Origin of the sequence: Halomonas sp. Y3 (assembly GCF_024137965.1) — a bacterium.
In the GTDB taxonomy this organism is placed as follows: domain Bacteria; phylum Pseudomonadota; class Gammaproteobacteria; order Pseudomonadales; family Halomonadaceae; genus Halomonas; species Halomonas mongoliensis.
The window spans coordinates 1298130-1316974 of record NZ_CP099975.1; the positions used below are offsets into that span (position 1 = coordinate 1298130).

Genomic DNA, 18845 nt, shown 5'->3' on the forward strand with positions numbered 1-18845 from the left:
TGGCCTTCATGGTTCTGGAGAGCGTTTCATGGCCATTGACTGGCGCCCCACGGCGACGATCGCGACCCTGCGCGACCGGGCGCGGCTGCTGGCCGAGGTGCGGGTCTTCTTCGCCGAGCGCGGCGTGCTGGAGGTGGAGACGCCCGTGCTGGGCCACGGCGGCAGCACCGACCTGCATCTGGCCTCGCTCTCGGCCCGGGCGACCACGCCGGCGGGACGCGAGCGGCTCTGGCTGCAGACCTCGCCGGAGTTCGCCATGAAGCGGCTGCTGGCGGCGGGGGCCGGGCCCATCTTCCAGCTGGCGCGCTGCTTCCGCGACGGCGAGGTGGGGCGGCGCCACAACCTCGAGTTCACCATGCTGGAGTGGTACCGCCCCGGCTTCACCCTCGATGCGCTGATCGAGGAGACGGCCGCCCTGGTGCACCGGCTGCTGGGTCGAGAGCCGGGGGATAAGGCGGTACCGCTGCGCCGTCGCCGCTACCGGGCGCTGTTTCGCGAGGCGTTGGCCATCGATCCCTTCACCGCGCCCCTGGCCGAGCTGCGCCGGCTGGCCGAAGAGAAGGGCGGGCTCGCCATGCATGACGCCCCCCGCGACGACTGCCTCGACCTGCTGATGAGTCTCGTGATCGAGCCGGGGCTTGGCCGCGAGGGGGTCGAGGTGGTGGTGGACTACCCGGCCAGCCAGGCGGCCCTGGCCCGGCGTCACCGCGACCCGGAGGACGGCGAGTGGGTGGCCTCGCGCTTCGAGCTCTACCTCGAGGGGCTGGAGCTCGCCAACGGCTACGACGAGCTGACCGACGCCGCCGAGCAGGCGGCGCGCTTCGAGGAGGACAACACCGCCCGGCGGGCGGCGGGGCTGCCGGAGGTGGACATCGACCGGCGCCTGGTGGCGGCGCTTGAGCACGGTATGCCCGAGGGGAGTGGCGTGGCCCTGGGCATCGACCGGCTGATCCAGCTGGCCCTGGGCAAGGCCAGCGTGGCGGAGGTGATGGCCTTCGCCACGCCGCGCTGCTAGAACGCTCCCAGCGACTGCCCCATCTGCACCTTGGCGCCGGGCTCGAGGCCGTCGGCGAAGGCCACAGGCTCCGCGAAGGCCATCACCACCGTGGAGCCGAGCTTGAAGCGGCCCATCTCCGCGCCGCGTTCCAGATGCACCGGCGTGTCGAAGCGGATGCGCTGCACGCCGCCCCGGGGCAGCGGGGTGATCTGCCCGGCCCACACCGTCTCGATGGCGGCGACGATCATCGCCCCCACCAGCACCATCACCATGGGGCCCTGCTCGGTGTCGAAGTGGCACACCAGGCGCTCGTTGCGGGCGAAGAGGTTGGGCACGTGCTCGGTGGTGGCGGCGTTCACCGAGAAGAGCCGCCCCGGCACGTAGACCATCTCGGTCAGGGTGCCGGCCAGGGGCATATGCACCCGGTGGTAGTCGCTCGGGGAGAGGTAGATGGTGGCGAAGCTGCCGCCCAGGTAGCGGCGGGCGGCGTCGCCGTCACCGCCCAGCAGGTCCATGGCCGAGAAGCGGTGGCCCTTGGCCTGGACCAGCTGGCCGGCTTCGAGGGGGCCGAACTGGGAGAGCCTGCCGTCGGCGGGGCTCAAGATCCCCTCGCCGAGGGGGCGGGCATCCGCCTTCAGCTCCCGGGTGAAGAAGTCGTTGAAGGTGGCGTAGGCCGTCGGGTCGGGGTTGGCCGCCTCGTTCATGTCGACCCTGAACTGACGAATGAAGCGCCGTATCAGGGCATTCTTCAGCCAGGGGGTGCGGCATTCAGCGAGGCGCCCCACCAGCCGCGAGAGCAGGTGGTGGGGCAGGGGGTACTGGATCAGGGCAAAGAGCTTGGCGAGTGACAAGGGCGTTCCTGTTGCTGTGCGTTGAAGGCTATTTCTCGATGGGGGTGTCGTCGCGGTTGCCCCACTCCTTCCAGGAGCCGGCGTAGCCGCGGATCTTCTCGAAGCCCAGGGCGCGGCCGACGAGCCAGGTGAAGCCGCTTCTGTGGTGGCTCTGGCAGTGGGTGGCCACCTCCATGTCGGGCGTCAGGCCCAGCGCCTCGAGCTCGGTGATCAGCTCGGCGTAGTCGCGGATGCGCAGCTGGCGCTCCGGGTCCATGGCGCGGGTCCACTCCATGTTCACGGCGCCGGGGATATGGCCCAGCTGGCGGTTGTCACCCTTCTCGCCGCGGTACTCCTCGGGGGAGCGGGCGTCCCAGATGGCGAAGCCCTTCTCGCCCAGGCGCTCCTGGAGCTCGATGCGGTCGATCAGTACCTCGGGCCTGAGCACTTCCGCCTCATAGTCGCTGGGCGTGGGGGCGGTGGACTCGGTGGCGACCGGCTGGCCGGCGGCGCGCCAGGCGTGGATGCCGCCGTTGAGGTAGGAGTAGCGGGTGTGGCCGATCAGCTCCAGGGTCCAGAGCAGGCGCCCGGCCCAGCCGCCGCCCTCGTCGTCGTAGGCCACCACGTGGGTGTCGCGGGTGAGGCCGAGCTCGCTGAAGAGCGCGGAGAGCTGCTCCACCGTGGGCTCCCGGCAGGGCACCTCGCCCTCGCCGCGCATCAGGCGCCCCTTGTCGAGGAAGATGGCACCGGGCACGTGGCCCTCGGTGTAGCTCTCGCCCTTGAGCGGCACATCGATGATCAGCAGCGACGGATCATCCAGGTGCTCGGCGAGCCGTTCCGGCTCGACGATCAGCGGCAGCAGGTTGGCTTCGGAACTCATGGGGCTCTCCTTTCCTTGTTCTGAGAATCAGGCCTTGTTCTGGCAATCAGGCAGTCGGGTGATCAGGACTCGAGCGATTCGACGATGCGCCGATAGCTGGCGAAGCGCTCCGGGTGGATCTCGCCGCGCTCCACCGCCTCGAGCAGCGCGCAGCCCGGCTCATGGCGGTGGCGGCAGTCGCGGAAGCGGCAGCGGCCGAGGAAGTCCCGGAACTCGATGAAGCCTTCCGCCACCTGCTGCTCGTCCAGGTGGCCGAGGCCGAACTCGCGGATCCCGGGGGAGTCGATCAGCTCGGCGGACTCGGCGTCGGGCAGCGGATAGAGCCGCGCCGTGGTCGTGGTATGGGTGCCCTTGCGCGAGTCCTTCGACAGCGCGCCGATGCGAAGTTCCTCGTCGGGCAGCAGGCGGTCGATCAAGGACGACTTGCCCACGCCGCTCTGGCCCACGAACACCGAGGTGCGCCCAGCCAGGCGAGCGTGCAGGGCGTCGAGGCCGTCCTCGCGCTCGGTGGTGGTGGTCACCACCGGGTAGCCCAGCCCCTCGTAGCGGCGCAGCAGCGCCAGCAGCTCGCCGCCACCCTCGGGCAGCAGGTCGATCTTGTTGAGCACCAGCACCGGCGCGATGCCCGTGGCCTCGGCGGCAATCAGGTAGCGGTCGATCAGGTTGGGGTGGGGCTCGGGCTCCACGGCGAAGACGATCAGGATCTGGTCGATGTTGGCCGCCACCGGCTTGAGCTGGCCGCGGGCGTCGGGGCGCTCCAGCACGCTGTCGCGCTCGCCACGGGCCACCACCACGCCTTCCACCACTCGGCCATCGGGGTCCTCCCGGCCACGCCAGATCACCCGGTCGCCGGTGACAAGCCCTTCGAGGTTGGCGCGCAGGTGGCAGCGCACCGCCTCGTCGCTATCCTCGGGGCGCACGTCCAGGGTGCGGCCGAAGTGGGCGGTCACCCGCCCGGGGCGCTCCTGGCCGTACTCACCGGCGGCCAGTTTCTCGCTCTCACGGGCATCGCGCTTGGCGGCGCGCTCGGCGCGCTCGGCCTGGATCTTCTCGATGCGCCAGCGCTGCTGGCGGCTAAGCTTGCGTTTGCTCATGGGGGCCTGATGCTCGGTACAATACCCGTATTGTACTCATCCACCGCGCCGGCTGTCGCGAAAACCGCGCCGGCGCCCGCAGCCAAGGCAGACTCATGGCCCAGAATGACGACAGGCAGGACCCCCGCCAGCAGCGGCTGGTATGGATCGATCTGGAAATGACCGGACTCGACCCGGAGAAGGAGCGCATCATCGAGGTGGCGACCCTGGTCACCGACGCTGAGCTCAACGTCGTGGCCGAGGGGCCGGTGATCGCGGTGAGCCAGCCGGAGAGCCTGCTCGACGCCATGGACGCCTGGTGCACGAAGACCCACGGCGAGTCGGGGCTGACCGCCCGGGTCAAGGCGAGCGGCGTCGAGACCGCCGAAGCGGAGCGGCTGACCCTCGAGTTCCTGCGCGAGCATGTGACGCCCGGCAGCTCGCCCATGTGCGGCAACAGCGTGCACCAGGATCGCCGTTTCCTGGAACGCGAGATGCCCGAACTGCTGGCCTTCTTCCACTACCGCAACCTGGATGTCTCGACCCTCAAGGAGCTGGCCAAGCGTTGGAACCCCGGCGCCATGGCGGGCTTCCAGAAGCGCAACGTCCACCTGGCCATGGATGACATCAAGGAGTCCATCGCCGAGCTTGCCCACTACCGCGAGACCTTCCTGCGCCTGCCGGGCCAGGAGAGCGACGAGGAGGAGTAGGTCAGCCGCTGGCGATCAGCGCCTGGCGCTTCTCTCGCTGGCGGGCCAGCGCCCAGCGCACGTGTTCGCGGACCAGATCGGAGGGGTAGGGCAGCCGTGCCCTGAGGGCGGCCTCCACGGCCTCGCTCCAGGGGGCGTTGCCGAGCCCCACGGCGAGGTTGCGCAGCCAGCGGGCGTAGCCGATGCGGCGTATGGGGCTGCCGGCGGTCTTCTCCAGGAACTCCTCCTCGCCCCAGGCGAAGAGCGCCAGCAGGCTGGCGCGGTCCAGGTCGTGGCGCGGCGCGAAGTCGGGCTCCTGGCTCACCCGGGCAAAGCGGGTGAAGGGGCAGACCAGCTGGCAGTCGTCGCAGCCGAACACTCGGTTGCCCATGGCCTCCCGGTAGCGCTCGGGGATGGCGCCATGCAGCTCGATGGTGAGGTAGGAGATGCAGGCCCGGGCATCCACCACCCGGTCCTCGACGATGGCGTCGGTGGGACAGGCGGTGCGGCAGGCGCTGCAGCTGCCGCAGTGCTCGCTCTCGAAGGGCGGGTCCACCGGCAGCGGCAGGTCGGTGTAGAGCTCACCCAGGAAGAAGAGCGAGCCCGCCTTCGGGTTGAGCAGCATGGCGTTCTTGCCGAACCAGCCGAGTCCCGCCTTGCGGGCCAGCGCCCGCTCCATCACCGGCGCGGAGTCCACGAAGGCGCGATAGCCGAAGGGCCCCACCTCGGCCTCGATCCATTTCGCCAGCGTCGCCAGGCGCTTGCGCATCAGCTTGTGGTAGTCGCGGCCGGTGGCGTAGCGCGACACATAGGCGCGCTCGGGCTGGCCCAGCACCTTGGCGGTCTCCACCTCCGCGGGCAGGTAGTCCAGGCGCACACTGATCACCCGGATCGTACCCGGCTCCAGCTCGGCGGGGCGGGTGCGCTTGGTGCCATGCTTGGCCATGAAGCCCATCTCGCCGTGGTAGCCGGCGGCCAGCCAGCGCTCGAGGCGCGCCTCGTCCTCGGCCAGGTCCACGTCGGTGATGCCCAGCTGCTGAAAGCCGAGCTCGCGGCCCCAGGCCTTGATGCGCTCGGCCAGGGGATAAAGGTGGGCGTCGGCGGGGGCAGACGGGTCGGACATGATCGCGGAAACACCATGCAGGGAGGCCTCGCCACTTGGCGCAGGCCGGGAAGGCTTTACACTATTCGTCAGTCGATACCGCCATGGTAAAGCATTGCCCCTCGGGAGACACCGCATGACCGCCACCAGCGTCCATCCCGCGCCGCCGCTGCGCCCCCTCTATCGCGCCGAGCAGGTGCGCGAGCTCGACCGACGCACCATCGCCGGCGGCATCCAGGGCTTCGCCCTGATGCAGCGGGCCAGCGCAGCCGCCTGGCAGCGGCTGCGTGAGCGCTGGCCCGAGGCGCGCGCGCTCACGGTGCTCTGCGGCGCCGGCAACAACGGCGGCGACGGCCATGTGCTGGCGGCCCTGGCCGCCGCGGAAGGGCTCGCCGTGCAGCGTATCCTGCTCAAGGGCATCGACGAGCTCGCAGGCGACGCCCGCCTGGCCGCCGAGATGGCCACGGCGGCGGGCGTCGGCGCCGAGCCCTGGGCGCCCGGCATGGCCTTCACCGGCGAGCTGGTGGTGGATGCGCTGCTCGGCACCGGGCTTGCCGGCGAGGTGCGCGGCGCCTTCCGGGAGGCGATCGCGGCGGTCAACGCCAGCGGCCTGCCCGTATACGCCATCGATATCCCCTCCGGGCTGCATGCCGATACCGGCGTCGTGCTGGGCGAGGCGGTGCGGGCCAGCGCCACGGTCACCTTTATCGGTGACAAGCTGGGGCTGCATACCGGGGCGGCGGCGGAGCACGTCGGCGAGCTGGCCTTTCGGTCGCTCGGGGTGGACGCCCTGGCCGAGACGGACCTGGTGCCCGCCGCCCGGCTGCTCGACGAGTCCCTGCTCGAGGCCTGGCTGCCTCCCCGGCCCCGCAGCGCCCACAAGGGCGACTGCGGCCATGCGCTGATCCTGGGCGGGGCGCCGGGCTTTGGCGGGGCGGCCTTGCTGGCCGCCGAGGCCTGCGCCCGGCTGGGCGCCGGCAAGGTGAGCCTGGCCACCGCCCCCGAGCACGTTACGGCGAGCCTGGTGCGACGCCCGGAGGTGATGGCCCACGGGGTGCGCGGCGCGTCGGATCTCGGCACGCTGCCTGCCCTGGCCGACGTGCTGGTGGTGGGCCCGGGCCTGGGGCAGGGAAGCTGGGGGCAGGCCATGCTGCAGGCGGCACTCGAGGCCGAGCGGCCGCTGGTGGTGGATGCCGACGCTCTCAACCTGCTGGCCGAGCGCTTCTCCGGCACGCGCCGCGACAACTGGATCCTGACGCCACACCCCGGAGAGGCCGCCCGGCTGCTGGGCGGCTCCGCCGCCGAGGTCGAGGCGGACCGCCCCGCCGCGGCCCTGGCCCTGCGCGAGCGCTTCGGTGGCGTGGTGGTGCTCAAGGGGGCCGGGACCCTGGTGGCCGGGCCCGAGGGCCTCGTGGTCTGCCCCTTCGGCAACCCGGGAATGGCCAGCGGCGGCATGGGCGATTCGCTCTCCGGCATGCTTGGGGCCCTGCTGGCCCAGGGCCTGCCCCTGGAGGCCGCCGCCCGGCTCGGTGTGCTGGTGCACGCCCTGGCCGCGGATCTCGCCGCCGCGAACGCCGGGGAGCGTGGTCTGCTGGCCGGTGATCTGGCATCCTATGCGCGAATTCTGGTCAATCCGACTATCAGCGGGACAATGGGGCGGTGACGATGCGGCTGCGACTCGATGATGAAGCGCGTCAGGTGACCCTGGGCGAGTGCCTGGGGCGGGCCCTGGAGGGGCGTGGGCGAGTCTACCTCGAGGGGGAGCTGGGGGCCGGCAAGACCACCCTGACCCGCGGGGTGCTGCGCGCCTATGGCCACGCCGGAGCGGTCAAGAGCCCCACCTATACCCTGGTGGAGCCCTATGAGCTCGAGAACGCCCGGATTCACCATTTCGACCTCTATCGGCTGGGTGACCCCGAGGAGCTGGAGTTTATCGGCGGCCGCGACCTCTTCGACGATGACGCCCTCTGCCTGGTGGAGTGGCCCAGCCGCGGCGAGGGCTGGCTGCCCGAGCCCGACCTGCGGATCACCCTGACCCTGGCCGGCCCTGGCCGCCTGGCTCGCCTCGAGGCCGTAAGCGAGCTCGGCGAGCGGGTCATGGCGAGGCTCGCGGCGATGCCCGCCCTGGCCGGCTGCGCCGACACCGCGGAGGAGGGCGAGACGCCACGATGATCAAGCGGATGCTGCGCGGCCTTCTGGTCGCAACCCTGCTGTGGCTGCCTCTGACCGGGCTGCAGGCCGCCGAGGTGGAGAACGTGCGCCTCTGGGCGGCCCCGGACCATGCCCGCCTGGTCTTCGACCTCTCCGGGCCGGCCAGCGCCAGCGTCTTCGGGCTGGACAGCCCCAGGCGCCTGGTGGTCGACCTCGATGACAGCCGCATGGCTGCGGACGTCGCCGGCATCGACCTCTCCGGCAGCGCCATCAGCCGCATTCGCACCGGGGTGCGGGACGGTGGCGGCCTGCGCGTGGTGCTCGAGCTCGAGCGCGAGGTGGAGCCGCGCCATTTCAGCCTGGCACCCAACGACCAGTACGGCCATCGCCTGGTGGTGGACCTCGAGTACCCCGGCGAGAGCGCCGTCCAGGATCCCATCGACCCCATCGAGGCGATGCTCCGCGAGCAGGAGATCGCCGCCAATCGGGCCCGGGCCGAGTCCGGGAGTGAGCCGGAGCGGGTGGTGCCGGAGGCGGCGGTGGCGCTGCAGCAGGCTCAGCCCCACCCCAGGCGCGATATCATCATCGCCATCGACCCCGGCCACGGCGGCGAGGACCCGGGGGCCATCGGCCCCGGCGGCACCCGCGAGAAGGACGTGGTGATGGAGATCTCCCGGCGCCTGCAGCGGCTGGTGGATGAGGCCGAAGGCTTCCGGGCCGTCATGATCCGCGACGGCGACTACTATGTGGGACTGCGCCAGCGCACCCAGATCGCCCGGGAGCAGAAGGCCGACTTCTTCGTCTCCATCCATGCCGACGCCTTTACCAGCCCGCGCCCCCAGGGCAGTTCGGTTTATGCCCTCTCCCAGCGCGGTGCCACCTCGGAGACCGCCCAGTGGCTGGCGGAGAGCGAGAACCGCGCCGACCTGATCGGCGGCGTGGATGGCAACCTCTCCCTGCGCGACAAGGACGAGGTGCTGCGCGGCGTGCTGCTCGACCTCACCATGACCGCCACCCTCAACGACTCCCTCTCCATCGGCGGCCAGGTGCTCGACCAGCTGGGGCGGGTCAATCGCCTGCATCGCAACCGGGTGGAGCAGGCCGGCTTCATGGTCCTCAAGTCGCCGGATATCCCCTCGCTGCTGATCGAGGCGGGGTTCATCTCCAACCCCGACGAGGAGCGTCGCCTGCGCGATCCGAGCCACCAGCAGAACCTGGCCCGGGCGATCTTCGCCGGCCTTCAGGACCACTTCCGCCGCAACCCGCCGCCGGCCAGCCTGCTGGCCTGGCAGCGCGACAACAACCGCAGCACCGGCGGCAACGAGTATCGGATCCAGCCCGGCGATACGCTCTCGCAGATCGCCGCTCGCCACAACGTTTCGACGAGCCGCCTCAAGCAGGCCAACGAGCTCAACGGCGACGTGATCCGCGTGGGCCAGGTGCTGCGCATTCCCCGTTCCTGAGCGTCCAGCGTGCATGGAGAGATATGTCTGAACAGCGCCGTATCCGGGTCCTTGACCCGCGTCTTGCCAACCAGATCGCCGCCGGCGAGGTGGTGGAGCGCCCGGCCTCGGTGGTCAAGGAGCTGGTGGAAAACGCCATCGACGCCGGCAGCACGCGTATCGAGGTGGAGCTGGAGGCGGGCGGTGCCCGGCTGATCCGGGTGCGTGACGACGGCAGCGGCATCGCCGAGGAGGACCTCCCCCTCGCCCTGTCGCGCCACGCCACCAGCAAGATCCTCTCCCTGGAGGAGCTCGAGGGGGTGGCGAGCCTCGGCTTTCGCGGCGAGGCGCTCGCCTCGATCAGCTCGGTCTCGCGTCTGGAGCTGACCTCCAATGCCGCCGATGACCCCACCGCCGGCTGGCGGGTGGTGGCCGAGGGGCGCAACATGGAGCCCCGGGTCAGCCCGGCACCGCACCCCAGGGGCACCTCGGTGACGGTGCGCGACCTCTTCTTCAACACGCCGGCCCGGCGCAAGTTCCTGCGCACCGAGAAGACCGAGTTCAGCCACGTGGAGGAGGCCTTCCGCCGCCAGGCGCTCTCCCGCTACGACATCGGCTGGATCCTGCGCCACAACCAGAAGACCCTCCACCAGCTGCGTCCCGGGGACGACCAGGCCAGCCGTGAGCGACGCATCGCCTCGCTGCTCGGCAAAGCGTTCCTGGAGAACGCCCTGCACCTGGACCTTGCGGCTTCCGGCCTGCGTCTCTGGGGCTGGGTGGGGCTGCCCACCCACTCCCGGGCCCAGGCCGACCAGCAGTACTTCTTCGTCAACGGACGCGTGGTGCGCGACCGCCTGGTGGCCCATGCGGTGCGCCAGGCCTACCGCGACGTGCTCTTCGCTGGCCGTCATCCGGTCTTCGTGCTCTACCTGGAGGTGGATCCCACGGTGGTGGACGTCAACGTCCATCCCACCAAGCACGAGGTGCGCTTCCGGGATGGCCGCCTGGTCCACGACTTCCTCTTCTCCAGCCTGCATCGGGCCCTGGGGGAGGCGAGGGCCGGCCAGCCGGGGACGGGCCAGTCGGATGAGCTGCCGGCTGGCGATGGCGCCGAGGCCGATGGCGGTGAGCCCCAAGAGGCAGGGCAGGTGCGGGAACGCGACGCCCGCTGGGAGCAGCAGCCCATGGCGCTGCCGGGACGGGAGGAGGGCGAGCGGGTGACGCCGGATCGCGTCCGCGCCTTCATGGAGGGCTACCGCAGCCTGCATCCGAGCCACGAGGAGACGCTGCTGACGCCCCAGCCTGCGGCGCCCCGGGCCGAGGGGAGCGGTGTCGGCGGCAGCGCCGCCGGGGTGGCCCTGGCCGAGCGCCAGGCGGTGCAGGCCGCCCGTCGTCCGTCGCTGCCCGAGGCCGATGACACCCGGGCGCCGCCGCTGGGCTACGCCATCGCCCAGCTCCACGGCGTCTATATCCTCGCCCAGAGCGAGCGTGGCCTGATCCTGGTGGACATGCACGCCGCCCACGAGCGCATCGTCTACGAGCGCATGAAGACCCAGGTACACGGCGGGCGGCTGGATGCCCAGCCGCTGCTGGTGCCGGTGTCGCTGGCCGCCAGCGCCGCCGAGGTGGCCACCGCCGAGGCGGAGCGCGACGCCTTCGCCCGCTTCGGCGTGGAGCTCGACGTGGCCGGCCCCGAGACCCTGCTGGTGCGCCAGCTGCCGGCGCTGCTCGCCGACGCCGACGTGGAGCCGCTGGTGCGCGACATGCTCGCCGACCTGGAGCGCTACGGCCGCTCCGACCGCCTCGAGGCCCATGTCAACGAGCTGCTTTCCACCATGGCTTGCCATGGCAGCGTGCGCGCCAATCGTCAGCTGACGACTGCCGAGATGAACGCCCTGCTGCGCGACATGGAGCGCACCGAGCGCAGCGGCCAGTGCAACCACGGCCGCCCCACCTGGACCGAGATGAGCATGAAGGACCTGGACCGGCTCTTCATGAGGGGGCAGTAGTTCGATGCCGGATACCCGCCCTCCCGCCATCCTGCTGGTGGGGCCCACCGCCGCCGGCAAGACCGAGCTGGCCATCGCCCTCCACGAGCGGCTCGGTTGCGAGCTGATCAGCGTCGACTCCGCCATGGTCTACCGCGGCATGGATATCGGCAGCGCCAAGCCCTCCGCGGAAGAGCTCGCCCGGGCCCCCCACCGGCTGATCGACATCCGCGACCCCGCCGAGCCCTACTCGGCGGCGGAGTTCCGCGCGGACGCCCTGCGCGATATGCGACAGATCAGCGCAGCCGGCGGGGTGCCGCTGCTGGTGGGCGGCACCATGATGTATCTCCGGCAGCTGCTGCACGGGGTGGCCAACCTGCCCTCCTCGGACCCGGCGGTGCGCGCCGAGCTGGCCGCCGAGGCGCGCGCCCGGGGGCTCGCTGCCCTGCACGCCGAGCTCGCCCGGGTCGATCCGGCCTCGGCGGCGCGCATCCATCCCAACGACCCTCAGCGGCTGATGCGGGCGCTGGAGGTCTATCGCCTCAGCGGTCGGTCGCTCAGCGAGCTGTGGGCCGAGCAGCGAGCGGAAACCTTTCCCTGGCGTACGCTGTCGATAGGGCTCGCACCCTCGGATCGCAGCGTACTCCACCAGCGTATCGCCCGGCGTTTCGATGCCATGCTGGAGGCGGGCTTTCTCGATGAGGTGGCGGCGCTGCGCTCCCGCGGCGACCTCTCCCTCGACCTGCCGTCGATGAAGAGCGTCGGCTACCGCCAGGCCTGGGAGTACCTCGACGGCGAGCATGACCTCGAGACCCTGCGCCATCGCGGCATCGTCGCCACCCGCCAGCTGGCCAAGCGTCAGCTGACCTGGATGCGCAGCTGGGAGGGGCTTGCCTGGGTCGACAGCCTGGGGCCTGACCCCCTGGGCGAAGTGCTGAAACTCGTGCGCAATTTCGGCACTTAGCGTAAGATACGCCTTTCACGAGCCGGGTAGCCGGGCCCCTCGCGGCGTCGGCGATGCCAGTGAGGCAACAGCAGTACGTCACGAAATAACATCAACCCCAGAGACAATTTCAGGGAGAGCAACATGTCCAAAGGGCAGTCCCTTCAAGATCCGTACCTGAACATTCTGCGCAAGGAGCGCATCCCGGTATCGATCTTCCTGGTTAACGGCATCAAGCTGCAGGGCCAGATCGAATCCTTCGACCAGTTTGTCATTCTGCTGCGCAACACCGTGAGCCAGATGGTCTACAAGCACGCCATCTCCACCGTGGTGCCGTCGCGCAACGTGCGCCTTCCGGCCCAGGATCCTGCCGCGCAGCAGGAAACCCAGTGAGGTAGTGATTGTTTTTCGAACGTCCCGACGCCGGTGAAACGGCCGTACTCGTCCATGTGGATTTCCAGGACGAAAAGGAGCGCGAGGATGCGGGCGAGTTCCTCGAACTCGTTCGCTCCTCCGGTGCCGACCCTGCCACGCTGCTGACCGGCAGCCGCAGTCGTCCCGATCCGCGCACCTTCGTGGGCTCCGGCAAGGTGGAAGAGCTGCGCGACGCGCTCAAGGTCCACGGCGCCGAGCTTGTCCTCTTCAACCACGCCCTGAGCCCGTCCCAGGAGCGCAACCTCGAGCGCGAGCTCAAGTGCCGCGTGCTCGACCGCACCGGCCTGATCCTCGATATCTTCGCCCAGCGGGCGCGCACCCACGAGGGCAAGCTGCAGGTGGAGCTGGCCCAGCTCGAGTACATGTCCACTCGGCTGGTGCGCGGCTGGACTCACCTGGAGCGACAGAAGGGCGGTATCGGCCTGCGCGGCCCGGGTGAGACTCAGCTCGAGACCGACCGGCGCCTGCTGCGGGCGCGCATCAAGGCGATCCACAAGCGCCTCGACAAGGTGCGCGTCCAGCGCGAGCAGAATCGGCGCTCCCGGGCCCGGGCCGAGATTCCCAGCGTCTCGCTGGTGGGCTACACCAACGCCGGCAAGTCAACGCTGTTCAACGCCCTGACCGCTTCCGAGGTCTATGCGGCCGACCAGCTCTTCGCTACCCTCGACCCCACGCTGCGGCGCCTGGAGATCGAGGACGTGGGGCCGGTGGTGCTGGCCGACACGGTCGGCTTCATCCGCCACCTGCCCCACAAGCTGGTGGAGGCGTTTCGCGCGACCCTGCAGGAGGCCGCCGAGGCCACCCTGCTGGTGCACGTGATCGACGCCGCCGACCCGGACCGTGAGCTCAACGTCGAGCAGGTCGAGTCGGTGCTCCATGAGATCGGCGCCCTGGAGGTGCCGATGCTCAAGGTAATGAACAAGATCGACCTGCTCGACAGCGCCCCGCGCATCGAGCGCGACGGCGAGGGCCGCCCCGAAGTGGTGTGGCTCTCGGCCAAGGAAGGGAAGGGGCTCGAGCTGCTGGCCGAGGCCCTGGCCGAGCGGCTGGCGGAAGACGTGCTCGAATTTTCCCTCAGCCTGGCCCCGGCGCAGGGCAAGCTGCGCGCGGCGCTCCACGAGCTGGGGGCGGTGCGCGATGAGACCTTCGACGAGGAGGGGCTCACCCGGCTGCAGGTCAGGCTGCCGCGCCGCGACTTCCTGCAGCTGATGGCGCGGCTCGGCGAGCGCGCCGACGACTACCTCCCGGCCGCGCTGCAGGAGCGCGAGGCCTGGGAGGAGACGCTTCAGGAAGGCAGGTAGGCGCCGGCAGGCGGACGACGATAACGACAAGGTCGACGGGCGCCCCGCTCCCGGCAGGGGTGCCGACAGGATCGCAACCGAGGCCCCGACCGGCTTGCCGGCCGGGGCAGCAACGCACTATGGAGAAGACCTATGGCCTGGAATGAGCCTGGTGGTGGCGGTAACCAGCACGACCCCTGGAGTGGTGGTGGCCGACGCGGCGGTGGCAGTGGCGGCGGCAACGGCGGCGGTGGCAACCGCGGCGGCAACCAGGGCCCCCCCGACCTCGATGAAGCCCTGAAGAAGTTTCAGGACAAGCTCAACGGCATGCTCGGCGGCCGCGGCGGCAAGGGCGGCGGCAAGGGTGGCAAGGGCGGTGGCGGCAAGCCCCGCAACGTCTTTGCGCTCCCGGGCCTGCTGATCATCGTGGCGCTGGCCATCTGGGCGGCGTCCGGTTTCTACCTGGTGGACCAGTCCGAGCGGGGCGTGGTGCTGCGCTTCGGCAAGTTCCAGGAGGTGGTCAGCCCAGGCCTGCACTGGAACCCGCCGCTGATCGACGACGTGCGCATGGTCAATGTGACCCGGGTGCGCTCCCTGACCCAGACCCAGTCGATGCTGACCCGCGACGAGAACATCGTCGAGGTCGAGATCTCGGCTCAGTATCAGGTCTCCAACCCCCGCGACTTCGTGCTTAACGTGCGCAACCCCCAGCTCTCCATAGAGAACGCGCTGGATTCGGCACTGCGTCACGTGGTCGGCGGCACCGACATGATCGAGATCCTGACCTCGGGTCGTGAGATCCTCGGCAGCTCGGTGTCCAGCCGTCTGCAGTCCTACCTGGACAGCTACGGTACCGGCATTCGCCTGCAGACCATCAACATCGAGTCCACCTCGGCCCCCGCGCCGGTCATCGACGCCTTCGACGACGTGATCCGGGCCCGCGAGGATCGTCAGCGGACCATCAACCAGGGCATGGCCTACGCCAATGCCATCATCCCCGAAGCCCAGGGTCAGGCACAGCGCCTGGTCGAGCAGGGCCAGGGTTACCGCGAGTCGGTGGTGGCGGAAGCGCGCGGTCAGGCCAACCGCTTCAACGCGCTGCTCTCCCAGTACCAGCAGTCGCCGGCGGTCATGCGCGAGCGCCTCTATCTGGATGCCATCGCCGAGGTCTTCGGCAGCACGCCCAAGGTGCTGGTGGACGTGGCCTCCGACAGCCCGCTGATGTACCTGCCCCTCGACCAGATGGGCAACGGCGGCAGCGGTACCTCGTCCTCCGGCGAGCGCCTGGGCGAGCAGGGCGAGCTCGACCCGCGGGTGCTGGAGCGCCTGCGCTCCGGTCAGACCGGCACGAGCTCCAGCAGCAACAGTGGAATCCGCAGGGAGGGCCGCTAAATGATCAATAATCGTTCCCTGCTCATCGTCGGCGGCCTGGCCGCAGTGGCCTGGCTGGCCAGCAACAGCCTCTACGTGGTCGACGAGACCGAGCGCGCCGTCAAGCTGCGCTTCGGTGAGGTCATCGAGGAGAACATCCAGCCGGGCCTGCACTTCAAGGTGCCGATCACCCAGACGGTGCGCAAGTTCGACACCCGGGTGCTGACCCTGGATACCGACACCAGCCGCTACCTGACCCTGGAGCAGAAGGCGGTGATCGTGGACTCCTACGTCAAGTGGCAGGTGGTCAACCCCACCCGCTACTACGAGGCCACTGCCGGCGACGAGATGATGGCGATCCGCCTGATCCAGCCGCGGGTCGACGAGAGCCTGCGTAACGAGTTCGGCCGCCTGGATCTTCAGCAGATCATCGCCGAGCGCCGTGACGACCTGATGATCGGGCCGACCCAGGACCTCGATGCCCTGCTGCGCGAGGAGCTCGGCGTCGCCATCGTCGACGTGCGCGTCAAGCGGATCGACCTGCCCGACGACGTCTCCGCGGCGGTCTTCGACCGCATGCGCTCCGAGCGTGAGCGGGAGGCCCGCGAGTGGCGCGCCCAGGGTCAGGAAGAGGCCGAGCGGATTCGCGCCAATGCCGACCGCCGCCGCCAGGTGCTGCTGGCCCAGGCCACCGAGCGGGCCGAGACCCTGCGCGGTGAGGGCGATGCCGAGGCCGCGGCGATCTTCTCGGAGTCCTACTCCCAGGACCAGGAGTTCTTCGCCTTCTGGCGCAGCCTGAACGCCTACCGCGAGAGCTTCCAGGGCGACGGCAACATGCTGGTGCTGGACCCCTCCAGCGACTTCTTCCGCTACCTGAAGAGCGCCATGCCCGACAACGGGCAGTAACGGCGAAAGCGCCGGGGTTCATCCCCGGCGCAAACGTGGTAGACTCCCGCAACCGGGCGTGGCCCGGTTTTTTTGTGGCCGTCTATCGCCAGATCTCGCGCGCAAGACCTCGCGAGTCCTGTCGCGCCTGGATGCTCGCCGACGCTTCGGTTCGAGCGTCTTTTCCACGGCCTTTTCACTGCCTTGCAGGATGATTCACATGACCATCGCTGACCGCTGGCTGCTGCCCGACGGCATGGACGAGGTGCTGCCGCCTCAGGCAAGCCGCATGGAGGAGCTGCGCCGCGCGCTGCTCGACCTCTACCACCGCTGGGGCTACGACCAGGTGATGCCGCCGACGGCGGAGTTTCTCGACTCCCTGCTCACCGGCACCGGCTCCGACCTGGCGCTGCAGACCTTCAAGCTCACCGACCAGCTGACCGGCCGCATGATGGGCGTCAGCGCCGACGTCACCCCCCAGGTGGCGCGCATGGACGCCCATTCGCTCAAGCGCCAGGGGCCGGTGCGGCTCTGCTACTGCACCAATGTGCTGCGGGCCACCGCCGACCAGCATCAGGGGGGGCGCAGCCCGGTACAGGTCGGGGTCGAGCTGTTCGGCCATGCCGGCATCGAGGCGGACCTCGAGATCCTGCATCTGGCGCTGGCCAGCCTGACCGCCGCCGGCGCCGGCGAGATTCACCTGGCGCTGGGCCATATCGGCATCTACCGCAGCCTGGTGGAGGCCGCGGGCCTCGCGGGCGACGCCGAGCGGGCCCTCTTCGAGGCCCTGGAGCTCAAGAGCCCGGGCGCCATCGCCGAGCGGGTCGCCGAGAGCGTCGCGGACCCGACCCTGGCGGAGATGTTCCTGGCCCTGGGGCGGCTGCACGGCGGCGCCGAGGTGCTCGAGGAGGCCCGGGAGGCCTTCGCCGAGGCACCCGCCGCGGTAGGCGCGGCCCTCGAGCAGCTGCGCGCCCTGCATCAGGGCGTGGCGGCCAGCCACCCCGAGGTGGAGGCCTATTTCGATCTGGGCGAGCTACGCGGTTACGCCTACCATACCGGCATGATGTTCGCCGCCTATGTGCCCGGCTACGGCCAGGCGCTGGCCAAGGGCGGCCGCTATGACGACACCGGGCGCGCCTTCGGCCGCGCCCGCCCGGCCACCGGCTTCTCCATGGACCTCAAGCAGCTGGCGGGGCTCTCTCCCGCGCTGCCGCCCCGTGAGGGCATCTGGGCCCCGGCGGAGGGAGAGGGGCTGGCAGAAGCGGTGATGACGCTGCGCGGACAGGGCGAGCGGGTAGTCCAGGCGCTGCCGGGGCAGCGCACCGGGCCCGCCGAGCACCGCTGCGATCGCGAACTGGTGTTCACCGATGGCCACTGGCAGGCCGTGGCACTGTAGACTGGGTTAAACCTTGGGCGCGACGGCCAGCCGGCGCGCGGCAACGAGAGACGAGAGAGCAATGGGCAAGAACGTAGTGGTACTGGGCACCCAGTGGGGTGACGAGGGCAAGGGCAAGGTCGTCGACCTGCTGACCGAATCCGCCGCCGCCGTGGTGCGCTTCCAGGGCGGCCACAACGCCGGCCATACCCTGGTGATCGACGGTGAGAAGACCGTCCTGCACCTGATTCCCTCCGGCATCCTGCGCAAGGACAAGACCTGCGTCATCGGCAACGGCGTGGTGCTCTCGCCCGAGGCGCTGATCAAGGAGATCCGCGAGCTTGAGGAGAAGGGCGTGCCGGTGCGCGAGCGCCTGCGGCTCTCCCCGGCCTGCCCGCTGATCCTGCCCTACCACGTGCGCCTGGACCAGGCCCGCGAGAAGGCGCGTGGCGTGGCCAAGATCGGCACCACCGGCCGCGGCATCGGCCCGGCCTACGAGGACAAGGTCGCCCGCCGCGGCCTGCGCCTGGGCGACATGCTGCACCGCGAGCGCTTCGCCTCCAAGCTCGGCGAGGTGCTGGACTACCACAACTTCGTGCTGGTCAACTACCACGGCGAGAAGCCGGTGGACTTCCAGGAGGTGCTCGACGAGGCCATGCAGATGGCCGATGAGCTGCGCCCCATGGTCTGCGACACCGTGGGCCTGGTCCACGACTACCGCAAGGCGGGCGAGAACATCCTCTTCGAGGGCGCCCAGGGCTCGCTGCTGGACATCGACCACGGCACCTACCCCTTCGTGACCAGCTCCAACACCACCGCCGGCGGTACCGCCACCGGTTCCGGCGTCGGCCCGCTCTACCTGGACTACGTGCTGGGCATCACCAAGGCCTACACCACCCGGGTCGGCTCCGGCCCCTTCCCCACCGAGCTCTTCGATGACCACGGCCGTCACCTGGCCGAGAAGGGGCACGAGTTCGGTGCCACCACCGGCCGCCCGCGGCGCTGCGGCTGGTTCGACGCTGTGGCCCTGCGCCATGCGGTGCAGATCAACTCGGTCTCGGGCATCTGCCTGACCAAGCTCGACGTCCTCGACGGTCTCGAGAACATCCGCGTCTGCGTGGGGTACCGCAGCAAGGATGGCGAGGTGCTCGACACCCCGGTGGACTCCGAGGGCTACGAGGCCATCGAGCCGCTCTACGAGGACCTGCCGGGCTGGAGCGAGTCGACCCTGGGCGCCCAGCGCGTCGAGGACCTGCCGGCCAACGCCCGCGCCTATATCCGCTACCTGGAGGAGAAGGTGGGCGTCAGCATCGACATCATCTCCACCGGCCCGGATCGCAACGAGACCATCGTGCTGCGCAACCCCTTCGAGGGCTGAGCGCCGCCGGTCCCCGGCCGCCTGAG

The 18845-nt window shown here is 70.2% G+C and carries 17 protein-coding genes; 13 read left to right on the forward strand and 4 right to left on the reverse strand.

Annotated features, from left to right (window positions below; all coding sequences use genetic code 11):
* Positions 1 to 28: 28 nt before the first annotated feature.
* Complete coding sequence (gene epmA, locus NHL60_RS06175) at positions 29 to 1015, forward strand: EF-P lysine aminoacylase EpmA (protein ID WP_253450285.1); 987 nt, start codon at positions 29 to 31, stop codon at positions 1013 to 1015.
* Here the strand turns inward: epmA and asd are convergent.
* From asd to rsgA, 3 genes are all read right to left on the reverse strand, one after another.
* Complete coding sequence (gene asd / locus NHL60_RS06180; RefSeq protein WP_253450288.1) at positions 1012 to 1848, reverse strand: archaetidylserine decarboxylase; 837 nt, start codon at positions 1846 to 1848, stop codon at positions 1012 to 1014. The genes epmA and asd overlap by 4 nt on opposite strands.
* Before the next feature lie 28 nt (positions 1849 to 1876).
* Positions 1877 to 2707, reverse strand: coding sequence for a sulfurtransferase (locus NHL60_RS06185; RefSeq protein WP_253450290.1), 831 nt, complete (start codon positions 2705 to 2707; stop codon positions 1877 to 1879).
* Positions 2708 to 2769: 62 nt separating this feature from the next.
* Positions 2770 to 3801: a small ribosomal subunit biogenesis GTPase RsgA gene (rsgA, locus tag NHL60_RS06190; RefSeq protein WP_253450294.1), complete on the reverse strand. Its 1032-nt coding sequence runs from the start codon at positions 3799 to 3801 to the stop codon at positions 2770 to 2772.
* Between the two features lie 95 nt (positions 3802 to 3896).
* Here rsgA and orn point away from each other — a divergent pair, with 95 nt between their 5' ends.
* Positions 3897 to 4490: an oligoribonuclease gene (gene orn, locus NHL60_RS06195; RefSeq protein WP_253450296.1), complete on the forward strand. Its 594-nt coding sequence runs from the start codon at positions 3897 to 3899 to the stop codon at positions 4488 to 4490.
* 1 nt (position 4491) lies between these two features.
* Here the strand turns inward: orn and queG are convergent, their stop codons facing one another.
* Positions 4492 to 5592 (reverse strand): tRNA epoxyqueuosine(34) reductase QueG, encoded by a 1101-nt coding sequence (queG, locus tag NHL60_RS06200; RefSeq protein WP_253450298.1) that lies wholly within the window; start codon positions 5590 to 5592, stop codon positions 4492 to 4494.
* A 115-nt stretch (positions 5593 to 5707) separates the two neighbouring features.
* On the opposite strand from queG, the gene NHL60_RS06205 reads away from it, so the two are divergent.
* The 11 genes from NHL60_RS06205 (at position 5708) to NHL60_RS06255 (ending at position 18819) form a co-directional block, all read left to right on the forward strand.
* Positions 5708 to 7234: an NAD(P)H-hydrate dehydratase gene (locus tag NHL60_RS06205; RefSeq protein WP_253450300.1), complete on the forward strand. Its 1527-nt coding sequence runs from the start codon at positions 5708 to 5710 to the stop codon at positions 7232 to 7234.
* A gap of 2 nt (positions 7235 to 7236) precedes the next feature.
* Positions 7237 to 7743: a tRNA (adenosine(37)-N6)-threonylcarbamoyltransferase complex ATPase subunit type 1 TsaE gene (gene tsaE, locus NHL60_RS06210; protein WP_253450303.1), complete on the forward strand. Its 507-nt coding sequence runs from the start codon at positions 7237 to 7239 to the stop codon at positions 7741 to 7743.
* Positions 7744 to 7751: 8 nt separating this feature from the next.
* The gene (locus tag NHL60_RS06215; protein WP_253452045.1) at positions 7752 to 9185 is read left to right on the forward strand and encodes an N-acetylmuramoyl-L-alanine amidase; all 1434 of its coding nucleotides are present in this window, start codon (positions 7752 to 7754) and stop codon (positions 9183 to 9185) included.
* A gap of 23 nt (positions 9186 to 9208) precedes the next feature.
* Complete coding sequence (gene mutL, locus NHL60_RS06220; protein ID WP_253450305.1) at positions 9209 to 11173, forward strand: DNA mismatch repair endonuclease MutL; 1965 nt, start codon at positions 9209 to 9211, stop codon at positions 11171 to 11173.
* Between the two features lie 4 nt (positions 11174 to 11177).
* Entirely contained in the window at positions 11178 to 12116 is a 939-nt protein-coding gene (gene miaA, locus NHL60_RS06225; protein ID WP_253450307.1) for a tRNA (adenosine(37)-N6)-dimethylallyltransferase MiaA, read from the forward strand.
* A 123-nt stretch (positions 12117 to 12239) separates the two neighbouring features.
* Positions 12240 to 12488, forward strand: coding sequence for an RNA chaperone Hfq (hfq, locus tag NHL60_RS06230; RefSeq protein ID WP_253450309.1), 249 nt, complete (start codon positions 12240 to 12242; stop codon positions 12486 to 12488).
* A gap of 8 nt (positions 12489 to 12496) precedes the next feature.
* Positions 12497 to 13831: a ribosome rescue GTPase HflX gene (hflX, locus tag NHL60_RS06235; protein ID WP_253450313.1), complete on the forward strand. Its 1335-nt coding sequence runs from the start codon at positions 12497 to 12499 to the stop codon at positions 13829 to 13831.
* Between the two features lie 132 nt (positions 13832 to 13963).
* Complete coding sequence (hflK, locus tag NHL60_RS06240; RefSeq protein WP_253450316.1) at positions 13964 to 15202, forward strand: FtsH protease activity modulator HflK; 1239 nt, start codon at positions 13964 to 13966, stop codon at positions 15200 to 15202.
* A complete protein-coding gene (gene hflC / locus NHL60_RS06245; protein WP_253450320.1) occupies positions 15203 to 16087 on the forward strand; it encodes a protease modulator HflC in 885 nt (294 codons plus the stop codon).
* A 199-nt stretch (positions 16088 to 16286) separates the two neighbouring features.
* A complete protein-coding gene (locus NHL60_RS06250; RefSeq protein WP_253450325.1) occupies positions 16287 to 17462 on the forward strand; it encodes an ATP phosphoribosyltransferase regulatory subunit in 1176 nt (391 codons plus the stop codon).
* A gap of 61 nt (positions 17463 to 17523) precedes the next feature.
* Positions 17524 to 18819: an adenylosuccinate synthase gene (locus NHL60_RS06255; protein WP_253450328.1), complete on the forward strand. Its 1296-nt coding sequence runs from the start codon at positions 17524 to 17526 to the stop codon at positions 18817 to 18819.
* Positions 18820 to 18845 lie beyond the last annotated feature (26 nt).